Origin of the sequence: Clostridium sp. DFI.1.208, assembly GCF_024463855.1 — a bacterium.
Taxonomy (GTDB): Bacteria; Bacillota_I; Bacilli_A; order Erysipelotrichales; family Erysipelotrichaceae; genus Clostridium_AQ.
This window is the reverse complement of the sequence record NZ_JANGCA010000043.1, coordinates 1-24233: the sequence shown is the minus strand read 5'-3', so window position 1 is coordinate 24233 and position 24233 is coordinate 1. Positions and strand designations below refer to the sequence as shown.

Genomic DNA, 24233 nt, shown 5'->3' with positions numbered 1-24233 from the left:
TTATCACACTCACCTTTCTTACACAGCTATTCTAACACTTGTGATACCGCTTTCAAATAAAAACTTTATGAATTTTTTCACAACATATGATAACCTGACAGGTTTCCCGCTTGCAAGTAAGAGCCAGGTATCGTACAATGACCATAAAGATAATCAAAAGGAGGAGGTCCTCATATGAACGTGGTATTTCACATTGATGAAGAAAAACGCTGGCCGCTTGTACAGGGAAATGTAACCCATATGCTTGCATATTGCGAACAGCTGCATCAGGATTCCCATATTGAAATCGTCGTTAACGGCAGAGCAGTCCGTCAGCTGAAGGAGGAGGCCGCTGAGCAGCTGGAATACAAAGCGGTTTTCTGTGATTTTATGAAGCGCGGTGTAATCATAGCAGCCTGCCGCAATGCGATGAAGGGGCAGAAGCTGGAGGAACAGGAGCTTTTAAACGGCGTATCTACCGTAGCAAGCGGTGTCGTCGAGCTGGCTGTCAAACAGCAGGAGGGATATTCCTACATCAAACCGTAATCCGGCACAGGTCGGATTTTTTTTTCATTTGAAATAAATGGAAATTCGTACTATAATAAATACCATTCGGAGAGGAGGATGTGCATGTTAAAAAAAGCGGTGGACTGGGTCAAAGAGCATCCGTATGCGCTGTGCCTTCTTTATTTTATCCCCTATCTGCTTTACTTTGAGCTTCTGGAGGCCTTTGCGGTTCCCAGATTTATCATACATTGCCCCATCGATGACTGGATTCCCTTTCATGAAGGCTTTGTGATTCCTTACTTTGCCTGGTTCCCCATGCTTGCAGCTTCTCTCGGGTATTTTCTATTTCATTCACGTAAGGATTTTTTGGACCTTTGCTTTATCATGTTTAGCGGTATGACAATCTGTTTGCTGATTTATACCATACTGCCCAACGGACTGCAGCTGCGTCCAACGATCGTACATGACAACCTGCTTGCACGAATAGCCGGTATGCTGTATGCCATCGACACACCAACCAATGTCTGTCCCTCCATCCATGTTTCCAGTACCGTGGCAATCATGATCATCGTCATGCGCTACCAAACGTTTTCCCATGCGGCGCTCGTCAAGAGTCTTACCCTGGTAAGCGGAATTGCGGTGTGTCTTTCAACGGTTGTCCTGAAACAGCACTCCATCATTGATGTCGTTTTGGGAGGACTTCTGACGCTGGCTTTATATAAGGTATGCATGCAGACAAACTGGAGAAAATATCTATATAAAATCCCATATAGGAAGCTTCTATATCGAAAATCCAAGTCCCCTGACCTTTAGCGTACACAAAAAGATGCAGACCCTCTGCATCTTTTTAATCCCATGATGATGTGAAACAAAGCAGTTACCTACGAAATCTCATAAGGGTGTGGAGTGATATTCACTCAATCCTACGTTAATTAAAAGCCCTTTCGCGATTGCTTCATGTGCAGACCATGTCTTTCAGGTAATGCTGGCATCATAAATTGATTGGATAGAGCTTTTCAGTAAAGCATCAAATTCCTCATCACTCTGTGTCACACAAAGCCCCTGCGATAATGCCCGGGAGAAGCTCGCAATCAGACCCGGATTTCTTGCCAGTTTTTCATTTGCTTCATCTCTTGTATATCCGCCGGATAATGCGACAATGCGAAGAACGTGCGGGTCCTCCATCAGCTCGCTGTAAAAGTCGTCAATACTTGGAATGGTCAGCTTAAACATAATGATTTCATCTGCTGTCAGCTTCGCCAGATGCTTTTTGATTTCCGCCTTCAGCAGAACCTCGCAATCTGCCTTATCGAATGCTTTGATATCTACCTCAGGCTCCAGAATCGGAAGAATCCCCTTCTGATTCCACAGATAATCCGCGGTGTACTCCCCCTTCACCTTTCGTTCCATGGTGTTTTCAAACAGAATAGCTGCGAGGATATGCTCGCTTGTAAAGGAAGGGCACGTCATTATTCTGGTTCTCATTTCATGAACCAGATCAAACATCTCTTCATCGCTATGATATGCATCCTCTGCAATACCATACAGTCGAAGTGCTTTCGGTGTACTGCCGCCGCTTTGATCAAGCGCTGCAATAAAACCTTTGCCTGTGTGCATGCGAATACGTCTTGGATCACTCATGATGATACCTCCTTCCATCTATTGTCATCATACCACTTTATGATATAGAAAAACAGTGCTTTTGAGAATTTTCAAGATATCGGTATGCAGCCCTTCCGCTACAACTGCACCAGCTCATAAAACAGTATGAAAAAGCCGGATTTTTCTGCAGCATCCGGCTTCAAAATTATTTATGAATCATACTGCGCTGTGTGCAGCAGCTCATTCGCATGCTCTACAAGTGCTTTGTCCGGAGGCAGGACATCCTTTAGTGCATAGGGATAGCCAAGCTCCTCCCACTTATAGGCACCCAGTGTATGATATGGTAAAATCTCAACACGCTCCACATTGTGCAAGGTCTGTAAAAAAGCATCCAGCTTGTGAAGATCCTCATCACTGTCATTGATTCCCGGTACGAGTACATGGCGTATCCAGACAGGCTTACCGATATCAGAAAGATATCTCGCCAGATCCAGAATATTGCGATTGCTTTGGCCCGTTAGCGCACGATGCTTATCCTCATCGAAAACCTTAAGATCGAGCAGAATAAGATCGGTAACCTCCATCAGCTGCTGAAACATCGCAAAGAATTTTCCTTCTCTGGTAAATGGATTTCCTGCCGTATCTAAAACCGTATGAATATTCTCCTTCTTCGCCTTTTGAAACAAATCCAGAAGAAAGTCAAGTTGTAGCAAAGGCTCTCCCCCGCTGACAGTGATACCGCCGGTTTTCCCCCAATAGCTGCGATAGCGCAATGCACGCTTCAGCAATGCCTCACTGTCTGTATCCGGCTCTTCGCATTTCCAGGTATCCGGATTATGGCAATATTGGCAGCGCATGGCACAGCCCTTTAGAAAAATAACAAAGCGCACCCCTGGTCCATCAACGGAACCAAAGGTTTCAATGGAATGAATTGCTCCTTTTACACTCATAAGATAACCTCCGTAAATGTAGAAAGGCCTGTTTGTATAACAGACCTCTTTGATTTGTTAATTACAGACTGGCGTGGCAGGTTCTGGAAATAACATCCAGCTGCTGTTCACGTGTCAGGTCAATAAATTTCACAGCATATCCGGAAACACGGATCGTGAAGTTTGCGTATTCCTCTTTCTCCGGGTGCTCCATAGCATCATGCAGCTTTTCAATACCGAATACATTGACATTCAGGTGGTGAGCTCCCTGATCGAAATATCCGTCCAGAACATGTACCAGATTATCGGCACGCTCATCCTCGTTGTGTCCCAATGCGTCCGGACTGATCGTCTGCGTATTGCTGATGCCGTCCAATGCATATTCATAAGGCAGCTTAGTTACAGAATTCAGGGAAGCCAGCAGACCATTCTGCTCTGCACCATAGGAAGGATTTGCCCCCGGTGACAGTGGTTCCCCGGCCTTGCGCCCGTCTGGGAGCGCTCCGGTAGCCTTACCGTATACGACATTGGAGGTAATGGTAAGAATCGAGGTTGTCGGCTCAGAGTCACGGTAGGTATGACGCTTTTCGATTTTCTCCATAAAGGTCTTCAGCAGCCATACTGCGATGTCATCTGCACGGTCATCATCGTTTCCATAGCGAGGGAAATCACCCTCAATTTCATAATCGATCACCAGTCCGTCTTCATCACGAACTGTTTTAACCTTGGCATATTTGATTGCTGCCAGGGAATCTACAACGTGTGAGAATCCGGCAATACCGGTTGCAAAGGTTCTGCGCACATCGGTATCGATCAGCGCCATCAAGGAGCTTTCATAATAATATTTATCATGCATGTACTGAATCAGGTTCAAAATGTTGACATACAGGTCAGCAAGCCATTCCATCATGTTGTCATACTTATGCATAACCTCATCATAATCCAGATACTCGCTTGTGATTGGGCGATATTCCGGACCAACCTGTGCCTTCGTCTTTTCATCGACTCCACCGTTGATCGCATACAGCAGACATTTCGCAAGGTTTGCACGTGCTCCGAAGAACTGCATTTCCTTGCCGGTCTGTGTAGCACTTACACAGCAGCATACCGCATAGTCATCGCCCCATACCGGACGCATAACATCATCATTCTCATACTGAACAGAGCTTGTTTCAATCGAGATGCGCGCAGAATATGTTTTAAAGCTTTCCGGCAGATGTGAAGAATACAGCACCGTAAGGTTCGGCTCCGGTGCCGGCCCCATATTTTCCAGTGTGTGCAGGAAACGGAAGTCAGATTTTGTAACCATGTGGCGGCCATCCATTCCCAGACCTGCCAGATCCAGTGTAGCCCATACCGGGTCACCGGAGAACAGCTGATTGTAGGAAGGAATACGTGCAAATTTCACCATACGGAACTTCATCGTCATATGATCGATCAGCTCCTGAGCCTCGCTCTCGGTAAGAATTCCTGCCTCCAGATCACGTTCGATATAAATATCAAGGAAGGTGGAAACACGGCCGACACTCATCGCAGCACCGTTCTGTGTTTTGATAGCAGCCAGATAACCGAAGTACAGCCACTGAACAGCCTCCTTCGCAGTTGTTGCAGGTCCGCTGATATCAAAGCCGTAAAGTGCAGCCATCGCCTTCATACCCTTTAACGCCTTGATCTGCTCCGCTAGCTCCTCACGCTGCCGGATGATGTCATCGCTCATCACACCGCAGCCGCAATTTGCCTTATCCTTCTGTTTTTGTTCGATCAGATAATCGATACCGTACAGGGCAACCCGACGATAATCGCCAACGATCCGTCCGCGTCCATAGGTATCCGGAAGACCGGTGACGATCTTGTTCCGTCTGGCAAGACGCATTTCCGGTGTATAGCAATCAAACACGGCATCATTGTGTGTCTTGTGATATTCGTGGAAGATTTCATGCAGCTTTTCACTTGGCTCATATCCATAGGTCGTACAAGCCTCTTCGCTCATTTTGATACCGCCGTATGGCATGAAAGCACGCTTCAGCGGCTTGTCTGTCTGCAAGCCAACGACTGCCTCCAAATCCTTTAATTCATCCTTGATGTAGCCGGGACCGTATGAGGTCAAAGAGGAAACGATTTCTGTTTCCATATCGAGAACACCGTTCTTTGCGCGTTCTTCCTTCTGCAGCTTCTGCAGCTCTTGCCACAGCTTGTTCGTTGCTTCTGTTGGTTCAGCCAGAAAAGACTCGTCCCCATCATATGGCTTGTAGTTGTTCTGAATAAAATCCCGAACATTGATTTCCTCTTTCCAGAGGCGGCCTGTAAAGCCTTCCCATTCTTTGCGTTCATTCATCATAAATCCTGCGTCCTCCTGTTTCATTCTGTTATGAAATGGTTTCGTAAGATAAATCATATGACTGATTCATCCACAAGAAAAGAGCCGACAGTTGTCCCGAGCTCTTCTGCCCAGACGGTCGGCTCCTATACATTATACTCCCTGTGGTCAATTCCACTTCCGTCAGTCATATAACTGACTAAACTGTATCATTTTTTTAGCCGAACGTCAATAGGCTTGCATACAAATTAAGCTTACAAAAAGGTAGACCGCCTGTTGCAGCTTACCGGCAGAAACAGACAGTCTTTTTATGAAGTCAGATGTTCTCTGGTTGTAAGGTTATAAGGAAAACAAAGACACTGCAATCTCTTTGTTAGTTTTATCTAACTCCATTTATAGAATACGCTATTTTACAGAATCTGTCAACAATAACCTTCTTGTTTTTTTGTTTCATACTCCACCTTATTTACTTCTGGCACCTATTCATGCAAAAGCAGTCCAATCTAAGCTCCCTTCTGCAGATGACAAAACGAAGAGGTTTTCATGTCCTCTTCGCTTGTATGTGAATCATAGTATGCCAACGGCATCAAAATCAGCTAAAGCGCTATGCGTAATCATCATACGACTGCGCAAGCAGCAGGGGCAGCGGATTGCTTATGTATTCCAGTCAAAACCACAGCAGCTCCTACGCTTTGTATGTAGGCGCTTCAAATCATACTGTTTCCTGGCTTCTTCTGGAAACTCGTTTTACAATACTTGGGCCTTTCGGGATGCTGCACAAGGGAAAATGCCTTATAGAAGTGTTATCCTACAAAGCCGCCGTCAACAGACAAGACAGCACCAGTGACATATGCTGCCAGATCACTTGCTAGAAACAGCATTGCATTAGCAATGTCTTCCGGATTTCCAATTCGCTTTAAAGGAATCGTTGATGCCATGGCATTGATCATATTTTGATCCAGTGCCTTTACCATATCCGTACCAATGATGCCTGGGGCAACTGCATTGATTCGGATTCCATAGGACCCAAGCTCTCTGGCAAGCGACTGCGTCATTCCATTCACTGCGAATTTACTTGTTGGATATGCACTACCGGACTGCTGACCAAAACGGGAGACCATCGAGCTTGTATTGATGATCACACCAGCCCCCTTTTCCTTCATCATCGGTGCGCACAGGCGTGAGAGACGGAAAACTGCATCGACATTGATTTTCATTACCTCAAGGAAATGAGAATCGCTGTAATCAAAGATAGAGTAAGCATCAGAAACACCTGCGTTGTTGATCAGAACATCAACCGTACCAAATTCCTTTTTGATATCCGCAAGCACCTCTGTAATTTCCTCTTCACTCTGTAAATCCGGATGGTATCCTCTTACCGGATAGTCCGGATTTTCTTCCTTTAGAGCTTTCATTGCCTTGTCAACGGTTTCCTGACGGGAGCCAAACATTGCAACCTTTGATCCATTATCCAAAAATCCTTTTACTGCCGCAAAACCGATACCGCGTGTTCCCCCTGTTACAACTACTACCTTGTCTTTTAAAGACTCGAATGTACTCATGAAAGCACTCCTTTCCTGTATGTTAAGTACACTATAGCACAACTGATTTTTAACTTCAACTTAAGAAAGGAAAAGACGAGCCACATAGAACCCGTCTTTTCCTTTCGCCTGAAATGTCAAAAAAGCTATTCGATTTTCCTTTACAAGGCTGCACTAAGCAATTATTTGCTAGTGCTCCAGCTCATTCATTGAAATGGTCGTAAAATTCAAGGCCTCCAGCACCTTTAATATCGCATTTGCCGTATCAAAGGAGGTGAAGCAGCTGATATTATTTTCTGCGGATACACGACGAATCAGGAAGCCGTCATTGGTTACCTCCTTATCCTCGCTGGACATGGTATTGATCACATAATTTACCTTCCCCCTGCGGATCACATCCAGGACATTCAAATCGCCCTCCTGGGAAATCTTATTAACCGTTTTCACAAACAACCCGTTTTCCTGTAAGAACTTCGCGGTTCCACTTGTCGCATAAATGCCATAACCGATGGCAGAGAAACGCTTTGCCATGCGCAGCCCCTCTTCCTTGTCGTCATCCGCAATCGTCATCAATACATTTCCATGATTCGGAATACGGATACCGCTGGCAAGCAGTGCCTTATACAGTGCTTTTTCCAAGGTAACATCACCACCCAGTGCTTCTCCGGTCGATTTCATTTCCGGTCCCAGCACCGTATCAACGCTGCGCAGCTTCGCAAAGGAGAACACCGGCGCCTTGACAAAAACACGATCCTCAAACGGACGGAGACCTTCCTCATAGCCTTGCTCAGCCAAGGAGTCACCTAGAACACAGCGTGTTGCGATATGACTCATTGCCACTCCGGTGATTTTGCTTAAGAATGGTACGGTACGGGAGCTTCGCGGATTGACCTCCAGAACATATACCATTTCCTCTTTTCCATCCTTTGGCGCCTCCACGATAAACTGGATATTGAACAAGCCGATAAAGTGGAATCCCTTTCCGATACGAATGCTGTAATCAACAATGGTGTCGCGCACCTTGTCGGAAATGGTCTGCGGCGGATAGACACTGATCGAGTCACCGGAGTGAATACCGGCCCGCTCGATATGCTCCATGATTCCCGGAATAACCACATGCTCACCATCGCAGATGGCATCGATTTCCAGCTCCTTGCCGACGATGTATTTATCCACCAAAATCGGTGCATCGTGGCTGATTTCCTTAACTGCTGTCGCCATATAAATACGCAGATCGTCATCATTGTGCACGATTTCCATCGCACGTCCGCCAAGGACATAAGAAGGGCGTACCAGTACCGGATACCCGATGCGGTTCGCAATGTCGACTGCTTCCTCAACCTCCACAGCTGTTTCCCCCTGTGGCTGTGGAATATCCAGCGTATGCAGCATTGCTTCAAACGCATGGCGGTCTTCGGCACGGTCAATATCCTTGAGGGAGGTTCCCAGAATCTTCACACCGCGCTCCACCAGCTTATCCGCCAGATTGATTGCCGTCTGTCCGCCGAACTGTACAATCACGCCCAGCGGCTGTTCCAGATCCACAACGTGCATAACATCCTCAATCGTCAGCGGTTCAAAATACAGCTTATCGGATATAGAAAAGTCTGTCGATACCGTTTCCGGATTGTTGTTGATAACGATCGCCTCATAGCCGCGCTCCCGCAGTGTCATTACACAGTGTACGGTCGCATAGTCGAATTCCACACCCTGTCCGATACGAATCGGTCCGGAGCCGAGAACGATGATTTTCTTACGGTCTGTACGGAAGGATTCCGTTTCCTGTTCATAGGTGGAATAGAAATACGGTGTCGCACTTTCAAATTCCGCTGCACAGGTATCTACCATTTTGTATACTGGTACGATGCCGTTATTCTTCCGCAGCTCATAGAGGGAGCGCTCCTTCATCCCCCACTTGCGGGCGATATAGGAATCCGCAAAGCCGTTTTCCTTCAACGTACGGAGTACGGAAAGATTTTGTGGATGTGCCATCATTTCCTCTTCCAGAGAAATGATATTCGCAAATTTATGCAGGAAGAACATGTCAATCTTCGTGATTTCATGAACACGTGCCAGCGATTCCTTGCGGCGAATCAGCTCAGCGATGCCAAACATGCGCAGATCATCCTTTACCGCAATCTTCTCCCACAGCTGCTCGGTTGTACAGGCATCGATTTCCTTATGATCGATGTGATCACATTTCATTTCCAGAGAGCGTACTGCCTTCAGAAAGCTTTCTTCAAAATTGCGACCGATGGACATAACTTCACCGGTAGACTTCATCTGTGTTCCCAAACGACGATCGGCCCTCTCAAATTTATCAAACGGGAATCGTGCCAGCTTCGTAACGATGTAATCCAGTGACGGCTCAAAGCAGGCATAGCTCGTCCTGGTAATCGGATTGATGATTTCATCCAACGTCATACCGACTGCAATCTTTGCGGCCAGCTTTGCAATCGGATAGCCGGTAGCCTTGGAGGCGAGCGCTGAAGAGCGGGATACTCTTGGATTCACCTCAATGATATAGTATTTGAAGTTATTGGGATCCAGAGCCAGCTGTACATTGCAGCCGCCGCATATTTTCAGGGCACGTATAATTTTCAGACTGGCATTGCGCAGCATCTGATGCTCACGATCGGACAACGTCTGCACAGGCGCCACAACCATAGAATCACCGGTATGAATTCCCACCGGATCGATGTTTTCCATGTTACAGACCATGATAGCATTATCGTTATTGTCCCGCATAACCTCATATTCGATTTCTTTAAAGCCTGCGATGCTGCGTTCAATCAGACACTGATGTACCGGAGACAGCTTTAATCCGTTATCCGCAATGATACGCAGCTCCTCTTCCGTATCCGCAAAGCCTCCACCGGTTCCTCCCAGTGTGTACGCCGGACGAACAACTACCGGATAGCCAATGGAATTCGCAAAGGCAATCGCCTCCTCCACGGTATGTACGATATCGCTCTCCGGTACCGGTTCGTTGATTTCATACATCAGATTCCGAAACAGCTCACGATCCTCCGCCTTGTTGATGGCAGCTAAGTCCGTTCCCAAAATCTCCACATCGTATTCCTCAAGGATACCTGATTCAGCTAGTTCAACAACCAGATTCAATCCGGTTTGTCCCCCCAGACTGCCCAGTACGGCATCCGGGCGTTCTTTATATATGATGCGGCTGGCAAATTCAAGGGTCAGAGGTTCAATATAGACACGATCCGCAATCGCCGTATCGGTCATGATCGTTGCCGGATTGGAATTGATCAGGACGACCTCATAGCCTTCCTCACGAAGGGACTGACAGGCCTGACTTCCGGCATAATCAAACTCCGCAGCCTGTCCGATGACAATTGGTCCAGACCCGATCACAAGTATTTTTTTCATATCTGTACGCTTTGTCATAATTACGCATTCTCCTTTTCCATCAGTTCCATGAATTGATCAAACAGATAATTCGCATCCTCCGGTCCCGGTGCAGCCTCCGGATGATACTGTACACTGAATACCGGGTAGCGTTTATGGCGGACACCCTCCACACTCTTATCATTCAGTGCCTGATGTGTCATTATCAGGTCTGTGCTCGCAAGACTTTCTACTTCCACAGCATAGCCGTGATTCTGCGAGGTGATTTCCACTTTTCCGCTGGACAGATTCAGGACGGGATGATTACAGCCGCGATGTCCGAATTTCAGCTTGACCGTATTGGCACCGCACGCCAGAGAAATCAGCTGATGTCCAAGGCAGATGCCGAATACCGGAACATGCTTGATCAGCTCGCGGATTTCCTTGATTGCGCCTGTCATATCCTTGGGATCCCCCGGACCGTTGCTCAGCATAATGCCATCCGGATGCAGGGCAAGAATTGCCTGTGCTGATGTATTATATGGTACAACAACAAGATCGCAGCTTCTGCGGGACAGCTCGCGGATGATGCCATGCTTTGCCCCGAAATCCATCAGTACAACCTTTTTCCCACGAGCTGGAATTGGAAATGGCTTCTGCGTGGATACGCGTGCAACCTGATCGTGCAAAAAATCAGTCTCCTTCAACAGCCTGACCATTGCTTCCACATCTGCATCCGCATCTGCCATAATGGCACGCATGGTACCGCTGCTGCGCAGCTTTCTTGTAATCGCGCGGGTATCCACATGGCAGATTCCCGGTATTTCCTTTAGCTTTAAAAATTCATCCAGTGTCAGATCGCATCGGAAGTTGCTTGGCTGCGCACAGTATTCCTTCACAACAAAGCCGAACACAGCAGGATCCAGACTCTCAAAGTCATCCCGGTTGATTCCATAATTTCCAATCATCGGATAGGTCATCATAACGATTTGACCGCAATAGGATAAATCGGACAGTACCTCCTGATAGCCGCTCATTCCGGTATTGAATACAAGCTCCCCTACCTGATAATGATCAGCTCCGAAGCCGCAGCCTTCATATACACTGCCGTCCTCCAGTATCAGTAAACGTTTTTTCATATAGCTCCTCCTGTAAGTCCTTACAATTGCCGTTTCCACCAAAAGGGCATAGAATACCTGCTGTATTCTATGCCCCAATGCATTGTGCTCTCTATTCTATTTTTCCATCCAGGATTCATCCTTCGGATCCTGTTTCCATGCCTTTAATTTCTCAAGGTCACCATCCTTGATATAGGCATTCTCCAATGCCACATCTATCAGTACATCATAATTGCTCAATGTCTTAAATTCACAGGAAATACTGTGAAACAGCTCTGTAGATGCCGGTAACAGATAGGTGAAAATTGCCACAACGCCCAGTACCTCGGCACCTGCCTCACGCAGAGATTCAATGACATCCTTGACGGAGCCTCCTGTTGAAATCAGATCCTCTACGACAACAACCTTGGCACCCTGTTCGATTTTTCCCTCAATTTTATTTCCTTTTCCATGACTCTTGTTGGAGCTGCGCACATAGCCAAACGGCTTCTCCAGCTTGTCTGCCACCATCGCTCCCCATGGGATACCGGCAGTCGCTGTACCGACGATGACCTCAGCCTCTGCATATTCCTGCTTGATCAGTTCTACAAAGCCTTGCACAACCACACTGCGCTTTTCCGGAAAGGAAAGTACCAGACGGTTGTCACAGTAGATTGGTGATTTGATTCCGCTTGCCCATGTAAATGGATCATTTGGCTGCAGAGATACCGCCTGGATATCCAGCAGATTCTTTGCGACAGTTTTTTCAATATTCATTTATTTACCCTCCATCGTTTTTTCAATTTCATGATAGGTAGCCACCGGATCGGCACTTTTTGTAATGCTTCTTCCCACGACGATGTAGTCACAGCCCTGTTCTTTGGCAAATGCCGGGGTTGCCACGCGCTTTTGATCATCCTTGGAATCATCCGCAAGACGAATACCCGGTGTAACCGTCAGAAAGTCAGACCCGCATGCCTCATGAATTGCCTTTGCTTCATGAACAGAGCACACAACACCGTCCAGTCCGCTTTCCTTTGCCAGCTTCGCATAGGAGATGACAACATCCTTTACATCTCCGGGAATCAGCAGCTCTTCATTCATTGCTTCCTGTGATGTACTTGTCAGCTGAGTTACAGCGATACAAAGCGGACGCTTGCCATGGACAGCTCCCTCTTCCAGACCTTCGATTGCTGCCTTCATCATGGCACTTCCACCTGCCGCATGCAGATTAACGATATCCACATCCAGCTTTGCCAGATTCTTCATACCGTTTTTTACAGTGTTTGGTATATCGTGCAGCTTCAGATCCAGAAAAATTTTGTGTCCGCGCTTTTTGATTTCATGAATCATTTCAAAACCGAACGCATAGGTAAGCTCCATTCCGACCTTCACATATACCGGTTCTTTAAATTTATCAAGAAAATTCATGACGTCTTCTTTTCTGGAAAAATCCAGAGCAACAATTGTTTTACTCATCAACGAAAACTCCTTCCAACAGCATCATTCAGACTGTTATTCCCATATTTCTTCAGGACCTTTGGCAAATCCTCTATTATTTTAACACAGCACAGCGGATCAATAAAGTTCTGCATTCCAACTTCAACCGCACTTGCTCCGGCATACAGAAATTCCAGTACATCCTCCGCACGCGTGATACCACCGACACCGATAATCGGGATATTGACGGCAGATGCCACCTGATGCACCATACGCAGTGCTACCGGTTTGATGGCAGGACCGCTCAGACCGCCGGTCACATTGGCCAGCAGCGGCTTTCCCGTATGCAGATCCATACGCATACCCATCAGGGTATTGATGAGCACCAGCCCATCTGCCCCTGCCGCTTCTACTGCCTTGGCAATCTCTACGATGTTGGTAACATTCGGTGACAGCTTGACATAGACCGGCTTTTGCGCCGCTTCCTTAGCCATGCGGGTGACACTCGCCGCCAGCTTGGGATCCGTACCCAGACCGATTCCCCCGTGCTTCACATTCGGACAGCTGATGTTCAGCTCATATGCCTTGACAACCTCGCTTTGATTCAGCTTCGTGATCACCTCGACATATTCCTCTTCACTGGCACCTGCCACATTGGCAATGATTTCCGTATCAAACTGCGCCAGCCATGGCAGCTCCCGCTCCATGATGACATCCACCCCCGGATTTTGAAGACCGATGGCATTCAGCATGCCGCACGGTGTCTCCGCAACACGCGGTGTCGGATTTCCGAATCGGCTGTGCGGTGTTGCACTCTTGATCGCAATACCTCCCAAAAGACTCAGATCGTACAGCTCGGCAAATTCACGTCCAAAGCCGAAGCAGCCGCTGGCCGGGATGATGGGGTTCTTCAGATGAAGTCCCGGTAGTTCTACATGCAGATCCATCAGTATTCCACCTTTCCGATTGGGAAAACAGGACCTTCCTTGCAAATGCGATGGTACATGTTTTCTTCCAACTTGTCCTTTGCCACACACGCCATGCAGGCTCCGATGCCGCATGCCATACGGCTTTCAAAGGACATATAGCCGCGGGTGTAGTGCGCTTCCACTGCTTTCAGCATCGGTCTTGGACCGCAGCTGCAGGTAAACTCTGTCGTGATATGATGCTCTTCGATGGCATCCATCACCGTTCCCTTTGTCCCATAGCTTCCATCCATGGTCGCTACCGCAACATGACAGCCCAGCCGCTGAAATTCATTCTCGTAAAATACGCTTTCCTGATCATTGAAGCCAAGCACCACATGAACAGAGGCATTGATATTACGGTATTGCTTTGCCAGCTCATACAGCGGCGGCACTCCCACACCGCCACCGATCAGCAGCACCTCATGCTCCTCCTCATGAATCGGATAGCTGCTGCCAAGGGGACCAAACACATCGATGATTCCCTGCGTGCGCAGCGTGGAAAGCTTGGCAGTGCCATCCCCTACCACCTTGTAGATGATGACAAAGCGTGTTTTATCTTCAACAGAACAGATGCTGATGGGGCGGCGCAGCATAAACCCCTCCACCGCTACATTCACAAACTGTCCCGGCTTCATATCCTTTGCAATGGATGCCTGTATTTCCATACGGTAGGTATCCTTCGCTAACTTCTTATTACTTAAGATCAGTCCTTTTTCTTCCTGCATCTTATCCCTCCAGTTCATTCATGGAAATGGTTGTAAAGGTTTGGGATTCCAGCACGCGCAGAATCGCATTGGCGGTATCCAGTGACGTGAAGCAGCTGATGTTATTCTCAGCGGCAGCACGGCGGATTTCAAAGCCGTCACGGTTCACCTCGCTGGAGATACTCATCGTATTAACCACATAATTGACGCGTCCCTTGCGGATGACATCAATGACATTGTTGTCCGTTTCCTCCTTCACCTTGTCTACGGTTTTCACATAGATGCCGTTGGAGGAAAGATACTGTGCCGTTCCCTTTGTCGCATAAATGCCATAGCCGATGGCTGAGAAGCGCTTCGCAATCTTCAGACCCTCCTGCTTGTCATCATCCGCAACCGTAATCAAAACATTTCCATGCAGCGGAATCTTTACCCCGCTTGCCAGCAGCGCCTTGTATAACGCCTTTTCCAGCGTCACATCACCGCCCAGTGCTTCTCCGGTTGATTTCATTTCCGGCCCCAGTGTCGTATCAACACTTCGCAGCTTCGCAAAGGAGAACACCGGTGCCTTGACGAAGACACGCTCACTTTCCGGATGCACACCTTCCTCATAGCCCTGCTCCTTTAGGGAATCACCAAGAACACAGCGTGTTGCTACATAGGACATTGGAACATTGGTAACCTTGCTCAGGAACGGTACGGTACGAGAGCTTCTTGGATTGACCTCCAGAACATACACTCTTTCTTCTCCGCTTTTCTTATCGGTTTCCACGATGAACTGTATATTATACAGACCGATGAAATGGAATCCCTTACCGATGCGAATCGCATAATCTGTAATTGTATCCTTCACCTTTTGGCTGGCTGTCGGCGCCGGATAGACACTGATGGAGTCACCGGAGTGCACACCGGCACGCTCGATATGCTCCATGATGCCCGGAATGTACACATGCTCACCATCACAGATCGCATCCACTTCCATTTCCTTGCCGATGATATATTTATCAACCAGAATCGGTGCATCATGGCTGATTTCCTTCACTGCCGTTGCCATATAGACACGCAGGTCGTCGTCGTTGTGCACAATCTCCATCGCACGTCCGCCCAATACATAGGATGGGCGTACCAGTACCGGATATCCGATACGGTTTGCGATTTTCACCGCTTCCTCAACCTCTACAGCAGTTTCTCCCTGCGGCTGCGGGATATCCAGCTTATGCAGCATTTCCTCAAATTCATGACGGTCTTCGGCACGATCGATATTTTCCAGGGAGGTTCCCAGAATCTTTACCCCGCGTGCAACCAGCTTGTCAGCAAGATTGATTGCCGTCTGCCCGCCGAACTGAACCACAACCCCCAGCGGCTGTTCCAAATCGATGACATGCATAACATCCTCAATCGTCAGCGGTTCAAAATACAGTTTATCGGAAATGGAGTAATCCGTTGACACGGTTTCCGGATTGTTGTTGATAACGATAGCTTCATAGCCGCGTTCACGAATCGTCTTCACACAGTGTACGGTCGCATAGTCAAACTCCACACCCTGTCCGATCCGGATGGGACCGGAGCCCAGAACGATAATTTTGCGGTTGTCACTGCGAATGGATTCATTTTCATGCTCATAGGTGGAATACAGATACGGCGTATGGGAAACATACTCCCCTGCACATGTATCCACATTTTTATATACCGGCGTAATGCCGTTTTGTTTCCTTGTATCATAGAGAGCTGCTTCCTCTACATGCCAGCTTCTTGCTATCCAGGAATCCGCAAAGCCCATTTTCTTGGAAGCCTTTAAAATCTCCAGATTCATAGGATGCTGCCGGATAAGTGCCTCCTGTGCAACGATATTTTTAAAGCGGTTCAGGAAGTAGCGGTCCATTTTTGTCACTGCGAAGATGTCCTCGATGTCAGCCCCTCTGCGCAGCAATGCGGTAATGACATAGATGCGCTCATCATCACACTGTGCAAGCTTCTTCCATAAGGCATCCTCATCCATCGCATTGATATCATTTTGTTCCAGATGATCCGTCTTCATTTCCAGAGAGCGGATAGCCTTTAAAATCGCTTCATCGAAGGTGCGTCCGATGGACATAACCTCTCCGGTCGCCTTCATCTGTGTTCCCAGCGTACGGTCTGCCTTCGGGAATTTATCAAAGGCAAAGCGCGGAAATTTTGCGACAACGTAGTCAATGCACGGCTCCACACACGCATAGCTGGTCGTTGTGACCGGATTGATGATTTCATCCAGCGTCAGGCCAACCGCCACCTTTGCCGCAAGCTTGGCAATCGGATAGCCGGTAGCCTTGGAGGCAAGAGCGGAGGAACGGGATACACGCGGATTGACCTCAATGACATAGTAGTTGAAGCTGTTTGGATCAAGTGCCAGCTGTACATTGCAGCCGCCACAGATTTTTAATGCACGGATGATTTTCAGTGCAGATGCACGCATAATGCCGCATTCTCTGTCCGTCAGTGTCTGCGTTGGCGCAACAACAATGGAATCCCCGGTATGAATACCGACCGGATCAACATTTTCCATATTGCAGACAACGATTGCATTATCTGCATTGTCACGCATAACCTCGTATTCAATTTCCTTATAACCGGCAATGCTCTGTTCGATCAGGCACTGGTGTACCGGAGAAATTTTCAGACCGTTGTCACAGATAACACGCAGCTCTTCCTCGCTGTGTGCAAATCCGCCTCCGGTTCCACCCAGCGTAAACGCAGGACGAACAACAACCGGATAGCCGTTCTCAGCAGCAAATGCAGCAGCTTCCTCGACGGTGTGGACAATCACACTTTCCGGAACCGGCTCCCCGATTTCATACATCAGCTCACGGAATTTATCACGATCCTCTGCCTTTTCGATAGCATCCAGTGCCGTTCCCAAAATCTCCACGTGGTATTCATCCAGAATACCGCTTTCTGCCAGCTCAACAACCAGATTTAAACCGGTCTGTCCTCCCAGACTACCCAAAATAGCATCCGGGCGCTCCTTATAGATAACGCGGCTTGCAAATTCCAGTGTCAGCGGCTCGATATATACACGATCCGCAATGACGGTATCCGTCATAATCGTTGCAGGATTGGAGTTGATCAGAATAACCTCATAGCCTTCCTCACGCAACGCTGTACATGCCTGACAGCCGGCATAGTCAAATTCCGCTGCCTGTCCAATGACGATCGGACCGGAGCCAATCACCATAATTTTCTTAATATCGCTTCTTTTCGGCATTCTATTCAGCACTCCTTTCCTTCATCAAATTGCAGAAATCATCAAAGATATAGGTACAGTCATCCGCACCTGGTGCTGCCTCCGGCTCAAAGGAGAAGGAGAACAGCGGATAGGTTTCATGGGTAAAGCCTTCTATGGAGCCGTCATTCAGCGCCGTGTAGGTTGTAATCAGCCCGGTTCCCTCAATGGATTCCGGTGTGACCTCATATCCGTGATTCTGTGCGGTAAATTCAATTTTCTGTTTTTTCAGATTACGCACCGGAGAAGAATTCCCATGGTGACCAACCTTCATTTTCACAACCGTTGCACCGCATGCAGCCGCTATAACCTCATGACCCAGACCGATTCCCAGCATCGGCACACTGCCCAGCAGCTCCTTACAGGTGGCTACCGTTTCCGGTATGTCCTGCGGTGCTCCCGGACCACCGCTGTAGACGATGCCATCCGGATGGATTGCCAGAATATCCTGTGCACTCATATTATAAGGTACGACGATCAGATCGCAGCCGCGCATATTGAATTCACGAATCACAGCAAACTTTGTTCCGATATCCACCATGACAACCTTCTGTCCACGGGATGGAATCGGGAACGGCTTCACTGTGGAAACCACCTGTACACCATCCTTAGGAAGCTCTGTTTCCCGCAGCTGCTTCACAAGCGCTTCTACATCAGCATCCGCATCTGCCATGATTGCCTTGCACGTACCGTGATCTCTAATTTTTCTTGTAATTTCACGCGTATCAATATCCGCTATACCGGGAATTCCCTTCAGCTTCATAAAGGCATCCAGCGTCATATCGCTGCGGAAGTTGCTCGGTGTCTCACAGTATTCCTTGACAACAAAGCCAAACATCTTCGGTGAGATACTTTCAAAATCATCACGGTTGATCCCGCAGTTTCCCATCGCAGGATAGGTCATCATGACGATTTGTCCATAGTAGGACAGATCGGAGATAATTTCCTGATACCCGCTCATACCCGTCTGGAAGATCAGCTCTCCCATCTGATACCGGTCGCCTCCAAAGGCGATTCCTTCGTAAACACTGCCGTCTTCAAGAATCAATAGTCGCTTTTTCATTTCAGCAAACCCTCCCTGTTATCGTATACGCAGATTCCATCCACAAATGTCTTTGCCGCAAAGCCGCTGCAGACAATACCGTCAAACGGTGTGTTTTTTCCCATGGAATAGAATCCCTGTTTCTCTATCTTTCGTACGCTGTCCAGATCCATCAATACAAAATCCGAAGCGTTTCCTTCTTTCAGTTTTCCCTTACGCTCCATCTGAAAGCGTTTTGCGGGCGCCTCGCTCATCCAGTACACCAGCTGTTCCAGCGTGAAGATGCCTTCTTCTTTCACAAAGCGGGTATACAGCAGCGGAAATGCAGTTTCCAGCGCAACGATGCCAAAGGGAGCCTTCTCCATTCCTCTGCTTTTTTCTTCCTCACTGTGCGGAGCATGGTCGTTGGCAATCATATCAATGGTACCGTCCAGCAACCCCTGAATCAGAGCCTGACGGTCCTCTTCCCTGCGCAGTGGCGGGTTCATCTTATGATTGGCGTTCTCCACGTCCATTTCATTGAGCAGCAGGTGATGTGCCGTTACCTCCCCGCTGACATTCAGCCCGTCCTTCTTTGCCTTGCGCAAAGACTCCACACTTTCCTGCGCACTCATGTGGCATACATGATAGCGGCAGCCGGTTTCCCTGACAAGTGCTAAATCCCGTTGAAACTGTGCATATTCACAGGCACTGGGAATCCCGGTAAGACCAAGCTGTTCACTGCGAATGCCCGCATGCATGCAGGCATTCGGCTTGCGATAGCTCATATCCTCGGTATGGGCAACGATGATACCGTCAACATCGCGACACTTCTGCATGGCTGCTTTCATCATGTCTGCTGTTGCTACACCGACACCGTCATCACTGAATGCATGAATGCCCATAGCATGCAGTCCTTCCATGTCACTCAACTCCTGACTCGCCTCCGCCTTCGTGATGCAGGCATAGGGAATCACATGGACAAGGCTGTCCTGTTTGATTTTCGCCAGATATGTCTTCATCGTTTCCGTATTATCCGGATACGGGATGACATTGGGCATCGCCATGATGGTTGTAAAGCCGCCATGAGCCGCTGCCGCAGTTCCGCTGGCAATCGTTTCCTTATGTGCATAGCCCGGCTCACGCAGATGGGCATGCACATCGATCAGCCCGGGGAGTAGTACACAATTTTCTGCCGGGATGACCTCCTGTGCCAACGCAGGATCAATATGCTCTGCAATCTTTACAATCTGTGTTTCATCGAAAAGCACATCCATCCGTTCTGTTTCATTTCCTTTGGTAATGATACGGGCCTGCTGAATTAGTTTCATAACTGCACCTCTTTCCTTGTTCATGCGCTATGTATGCTATTTATCAAATGGATAGCCGAGCGCGCGTTTGATCACTGCCTTGCGCACAAGGACTCCATTGCTCATCTGTTTGAAGATACGGCTGTTTTCCGCCTCCACCAGATCGCTGTCGATTTCCACACCACGATTGACCGGTGCCGGATGCATGATGATGGCATGCGGCTGCATCATGGCAGCACGCTTTTTCGTCAGACCGTAGCGCTCCAGATATTCCGCCTTGCTCATCGCCATGGTTTCTTCATGACGCTCATGCTGAATGCGAAGCATCATAACGGCATCCGCCCATTGCACTGCCTCATCTACCGGTTTGTAATATGCATCCTTTGCGACCCATTCATCCGGGCCAGAGAAGGCAACCTCTCCCCCCAGCATGCCAAGCGCTTCCTTGATGCTGTTCGCAACACGGGAATGTGCAATATCACCGATGACAGCCACCTTGATGCCCTCAAATGTCTGAAATTCCTGATAGATGGTGAGCAGATCCAGCAGACACTGGGTCGGATGATTCCCACAGCCGTCTCCGGCATTCAGGATCGGAATCCGGATATCTTCCAGCTCCCTGAAATATTCATCCTGACTGTGACGGATGACCACAGCATCGAAGCCGATGCTTTCAAATGTCTTGACCGTGTCGTACAGCGTTTCCCCCTTTTCCACGCTGCTTCCCTGTGCAGTGAAATTTTCTACACAGGCACCCAGCTGATGCTCTGCGCTGGCAAATGAGAAATGTGTCCGCGTGCTTGGTTCAAAAAAAAGATTAGCAACCAGCGTTTTACGCGGAAATTGCCAATCTGATTGAGAACTGGAAAAAGCAGCAGCATCCTCAAGAATGTGAAAAATCTCTTCTTTCGTTAAGTCACAGATTCTCAGTAAACTGTTCTTGTTCATATGCTATCCTCCTGCCGGTCCTATCAAAAAAAGGTCCATTTTGATACACAAAAGGACCCTTTCTATACACTTCAGGTTTGGTGTTCGCCTTCATAACCTCTCTGGATTATCTTAAAGGACCTTTTATCACTCAATATTTTACCATATATCTGTCGTATTGCAAGATTTTTTTACACAGGTTGAAGAGATTGGACTTTTTCTGTTTTATATTGTATGTGATAAGCGTTTTCAGCAGGTCTGCGTGAATGCAATGATTTCCCTGTCCCGCTTATCCTATGCAAAAAAAAAACATGGAACAGCCTCCTCGCTGAGGCGGTTTGCATATTGTACAAGATTGCTCTGCTTATCTCCGTTTCCTTTCACATCGTTTTTCTGCCAACAATGAAAGCAAGTCGCTTTGCAGCTGACAGCAGTTCCCCATGACGTCGGGTTTAAATAGTGCTATACTATATTTAGATGGGAGGTGTTCCATATGGCTTTCTGGCTGTTTATGCTTATTATGAATCTTCTGATTCCCTTGACCATGATAGGCTTTGGCTTTTTATTCCAAAACCATCCCCCAAAGGAAATCAATGGGGTTTACGGATAATGCACAGCCCTGTCCATGAAAAATGAAGACACATGGAAAACCGCACATCTGCTATGTGGCAGAATCTGGTTTGTCTGGGGATGGATTTGTGCGATTTTCTCTCTTCCTTGTATGCTGTTACTGTATGGAAAAAGCGATACAGCATGTGGCATCTATGGCAGCCTTCTCTGTTTGCTGCAATGCATTATCCTTCTTCTGACGCTGCTCCCTGTAGAACGCAGCCTGCATAAAATTTTCAATAAGGACGGCATCCGTATGACAGAATAACGAGGGGCATAGGATTCTATGCAAAAGCAGGCGCTGTTTTCCTCTTCCCATTTAAACAAGTGAACCATCTTTTGTAGAAACCTGTTATCCTTTTGAATAGCAGCAATGAAGCTGCGGCTTTCTTACAGCAGCCTGTTCATCCTTATCAAGCTAAAGCAGGAAAAACCTCGTTTACAAGCATATCCATGATTCACTGCTTCTCAAACAGCGTAAAGAAAAGAAGAAATAAGCTCCTGCATCGGAATTTACTTCTTCTTTTTTGCTTTCCATATATTTTTACCCTGATATGAGTATCCCACCAATAGATGCCCATATCCTTTTTTATGCCGTCGCTTGGCATCATCTGTTTTTCAGGGAAAGTCAAAGAGTCCCTTGCCCTGTGTAAAGTGATCCCTTTGTACGATTCGCCTTTGTTCGATACAACGCAGCGTCTGCTTCCTTTAACAGCTTTCTTTGATCCTTTTCCCTGTCCGCAGTAAACGCATATCCACAGGATAAGGATAACACTGCAGCGGTATATGATCCTGCATGCTCGATGTGCTTCTCGGCAACTGCCCGCTTTACCGTATCCAGGATGTGCTTCACCTCTTTTTCCTCCTGATTCAGAAAGATAATGGAAAATTCATCACCGCCATAGCGATAAGGCCGTATACCGTCCCCCTTCACCGACAGCAGTGTGCGGCCAACCTCCACCAGTGCCTGATCCCCCATCTGATGACCATACAAATCATTGTATTCCTTAAAATAATCGATATCCAGCATAGCGATTGCAAGAGTGTCCGCTTCAAATAGCTGCGAACTCTCCATATCATGGTTGAAGCAGCGCCGATTCCATACATGTGTAAGATCATCGAGATTCATCGTTTTTTCCAGCGCTTCGTTTTCCTTCTCCAAATCCACCTGTACCGCCTTACTGCGATGCAGCTCCATTTTCGCAGAAAGTCCTGCACTGTAATCGTCCACATCCATATCCTCGATGGCCAGTATAATTTTATGAAATTCACTATAGGCCTTATATTGCTGCGCTTCATTACAGAATTTCTCACAGTATTTTACAATCAGCTTCTGCAGCTCCTTCCTTGATTTGATATCATCATCCTGATTGATATCCGCAAGTATCTTCAAGCATTCCTCTGCATAGTCACGCGCATTGATATCCAGCATCATATCACAGACATTGGTAATAACCTGATGTACCAGCAATCGATTTTCCACCTTTTGCTGTATCTCAAACAGCTCCTTCGTCAGTGCTCTGAACTTCTCATCCTTTTTCATATAGTATTCCATCAGCACACAGTACCGGTATAAAAGCAGCATTCCTTCTACAAACGCTTGCTGATCGATCCGTTGAAACAGTGTGATATATGCCTGTAGCTCCTTTAGGTTATGCAGCTTGAATGAGCAGTTGCACAGGTTGGTCAAGGAAACCGCTCGGGAATATGCTGTATTCTCTTTTTCCTGTGCCAGCACATCATAGCTTTTCCGATAGAAGACAACAGCCTCTTCATAATTGTGTTTTAAATCAAAGCAGGTGGCTATGTTATTGTAAGCGGATGCCATCTGCATATAATTTTGATTTTTTTCTGCAATATCCAGAGATTTCAGATAATAATCCAGGGCCGTGATTTCATCATATATAGCATTGCAAAACATCCCGTAGAAATTGTAAATGCGAATGAGGAGATCATCATACTGCTGTGCTTCACAAAGTGATTTTGCACGGGACAGATAAAGAATACAGCTTTTATTATCCCGGACTGCCAAATAGCAATCCGCAAGGAAGGTATAGGAAAAGGCGAGCGCATAGCGATCACTGGTCAGCTTTGCCCTCTCATTCAGAGTAAAGCAAAGCTCCTGTTCTTTTTCCAGATCAATCAGGCGTACACGAAGAATCTCATCCTGAATCTTTTTCGTACTCCACTTCTGATACCTGCTATCTGCCATAGCACTCACCCCTGCCTGTTGTTTATGTAGATATTATTACATTCTCAGGGGAATCTTACAAGCGTTTTCTACTCTCAAAAGCAATGCAAATTTTCCTTTCCGAAGCAATAACGAAGCAATATTCAATCCATGTCACAGCAGCGTCATGGAAAAGGATTATCCTATTCCCATATCCGACACAGCAATATCTTCACGGAAGTGCAATACCTCTGCTGTTTTATGCGTTTCAGTCACCTTTCGATATACAGCGACTTATCCGTTTATGGAAAACATGCTTCTATTCGTTATGCTTTTTTATTTGAACTAGCTGAGGCTGCAAAAAAGGCAGATACTACAGCTCAATGGCATCAACCTAAGGAAATGTGGTTGATGCCATTTTTAAATATTGTGTCTTAACTACAAAATAACTGAAGGAATCATATTTTTTGGTACACAAAAACTCATTGATTATGCGTTAGAATTTTTC

At 47.2% G+C, this 24233-nt stretch carries 18 protein-coding genes and 1 riboswitch; of the genes, 3 read left to right on the top strand and 15 right to left on the bottom strand.

The window, feature by feature from the left end:
* Nucleotides 1–174: 174 nt before the first annotated feature.
* Both NE665_RS17960 and NE665_RS17955 read left to right on the top strand, forming a co-directional pair.
* Complete coding sequence (locus NE665_RS17960; RefSeq protein ID WP_117443062.1) at nucleotides 175–525, top strand: DsrE family protein; 351 nt, start codon at nucleotides 175–177, stop codon at nucleotides 523–525.
* Nucleotides 526–609: 84 nt separating this feature from the next.
* The gene (locus tag NE665_RS17955) at nucleotides 610–1299 is read left to right on the top strand and encodes a phosphatase PAP2 family protein (RefSeq protein ID WP_117443063.1); all 690 of its coding nucleotides are present in this window, start codon (nucleotides 610–612) and stop codon (nucleotides 1297–1299) included.
* Between the two features lie 162 nt (nucleotides 1300–1461).
* Here the strand turns inward: NE665_RS17955 and NE665_RS17950 are convergent, their stop codons facing one another.
* The 14 genes from NE665_RS17950 to NE665_RS17885 all read right to left on the bottom strand — a co-directional run bounded on the left by NE665_RS17950 (nucleotide 1462) and on the right by NE665_RS17885 (nucleotide 20967).
* Nucleotides 1462–2127, bottom strand: a complete 666-nt coding sequence (locus tag NE665_RS17950) for a class I fructose-bisphosphate aldolase (RefSeq protein WP_117443064.1) — start codon at nucleotides 2125–2127, stop codon at nucleotides 1462–1464.
* Nucleotides 2128–2297: 170 nt separating this feature from the next.
* Nucleotides 2298–3038: a pyruvate formate-lyase-activating protein gene (pflA, locus tag NE665_RS17945; RefSeq protein ID WP_117443065.1), complete on the bottom strand. Its 741-nt coding sequence runs from the start codon at nucleotides 3036–3038 to the stop codon at nucleotides 2298–2300.
* A 61-nt stretch (nucleotides 3039–3099) separates the two neighbouring features.
* The gene (gene pflB / locus NE665_RS17940) at nucleotides 3100–5352 is read right to left on the bottom strand and encodes a formate C-acetyltransferase (protein WP_021420860.1); all 2253 of its coding nucleotides are present in this window, start codon (nucleotides 5350–5352) and stop codon (nucleotides 3100–3102) included.
* 104 nt (nucleotides 5353–5456) lie between these two features.
* Nucleotides 5457–5535: riboswitch (ZMP/ZTP riboswitch) on the bottom strand.
* Nucleotides 5536–6137: 602 nt separating this feature from the next.
* Nucleotides 6138–6896: an SDR family NAD(P)-dependent oxidoreductase gene (locus NE665_RS17935; RefSeq protein WP_117443066.1), complete on the bottom strand. Its 759-nt coding sequence runs from the start codon at nucleotides 6894–6896 to the stop codon at nucleotides 6138–6140.
* Between the two features lie 168 nt (nucleotides 6897–7064).
* Nucleotides 7065–10283, bottom strand: a complete 3219-nt coding sequence (gene carB / locus NE665_RS17930) for a carbamoyl-phosphate synthase large subunit (protein ID WP_117443067.1) — start codon at nucleotides 10281–10283, stop codon at nucleotides 7065–7067.
* A gap of 2 nt (nucleotides 10284–10285) precedes the next feature.
* Nucleotides 10286–11362 (bottom strand): carbamoyl phosphate synthase small subunit, encoded by a 1077-nt coding sequence (locus NE665_RS17925; protein WP_117443068.1) that lies wholly within the window; start codon nucleotides 11360–11362, stop codon nucleotides 10286–10288.
* Between the two features lie 96 nt (nucleotides 11363–11458).
* On the bottom strand, nucleotides 11459–12097 hold the full coding sequence (pyrE, locus tag NE665_RS17920) for an orotate phosphoribosyltransferase (protein WP_117443069.1): 639 nt from the start codon (nucleotides 12095–12097) through the stop codon (nucleotides 11459–11461).
* Nucleotides 12098–12799: an orotidine-5'-phosphate decarboxylase gene (pyrF, locus tag NE665_RS17915; RefSeq protein ID WP_118654571.1), complete on the bottom strand. Its 702-nt coding sequence runs from the start codon at nucleotides 12797–12799 to the stop codon at nucleotides 12098–12100.
* Nucleotides 12799–13707, bottom strand: coding sequence for a dihydroorotate dehydrogenase (locus NE665_RS17910; RefSeq protein ID WP_117443071.1), 909 nt, complete (start codon nucleotides 13705–13707; stop codon nucleotides 12799–12801). The genes pyrF and NE665_RS17910 overlap by 1 nt, the downstream gene beginning before the upstream one ends.
* Nucleotides 13707–14453 carry a dihydroorotate dehydrogenase electron transfer subunit gene (locus NE665_RS17905; RefSeq protein ID WP_117443072.1) on the bottom strand — a complete coding sequence of 249 codons (747 nt, stop codon included), beginning with the start codon at nucleotides 14451–14453 and terminating at the stop codon, nucleotides 13707–13709. The genes NE665_RS17910 and NE665_RS17905 overlap by 1 nt, the downstream gene beginning before the upstream one ends.
* Nucleotide 14454: 1 nt before the next feature.
* Nucleotides 14455–17670 carry a carbamoyl-phosphate synthase large subunit gene (gene carB, locus NE665_RS17900; RefSeq protein ID WP_117443073.1) on the bottom strand — a complete coding sequence of 1072 codons (3216 nt, stop codon included), beginning with the start codon at nucleotides 17668–17670 and terminating at the stop codon, nucleotides 14455–14457.
* A 1-nt stretch (nucleotide 17671) separates the two neighbouring features.
* Nucleotides 17672–18751, bottom strand: coding sequence for a glutamine-hydrolyzing carbamoyl-phosphate synthase small subunit (gene carA / locus NE665_RS17895; RefSeq protein WP_117443074.1), 1080 nt, complete (start codon nucleotides 18749–18751; stop codon nucleotides 17672–17674).
* Nucleotides 18748–20040, bottom strand: coding sequence for a dihydroorotase (locus NE665_RS17890; RefSeq protein WP_117443075.1), 1293 nt, complete (start codon nucleotides 20038–20040; stop codon nucleotides 18748–18750). The genes carA and NE665_RS17890 overlap by 4 nt, the downstream gene beginning before the upstream one ends.
* A 36-nt stretch (nucleotides 20041–20076) precedes the next feature.
* Nucleotides 20077–20967 carry an aspartate carbamoyltransferase catalytic subunit gene (locus tag NE665_RS17885; protein WP_117443076.1) on the bottom strand — a complete coding sequence of 297 codons (891 nt, stop codon included), beginning with the start codon at nucleotides 20965–20967 and terminating at the stop codon, nucleotides 20077–20079.
* Nucleotides 20968–21571: 604 nt separating this feature from the next.
* Here NE665_RS17885 and NE665_RS17880 point away from each other — a divergent pair.
* Entirely contained in the window at nucleotides 21572–21823 is a 252-nt protein-coding gene (locus NE665_RS17880) for an SdpI family protein (protein WP_233104751.1), read from the top strand.
* 360 nt (nucleotides 21824–22183) lie between these two features.
* Here NE665_RS17880 and NE665_RS17875 read toward each other — a convergent pair whose 3' ends face one another.
* Entirely contained in the window at nucleotides 22184–23767 is a 1584-nt protein-coding gene (locus tag NE665_RS17875; protein ID WP_117443077.1) for a tetratricopeptide repeat-containing diguanylate cyclase, read from the bottom strand.
* Nucleotides 23768–24233: the final 466 nt, after the last annotated feature.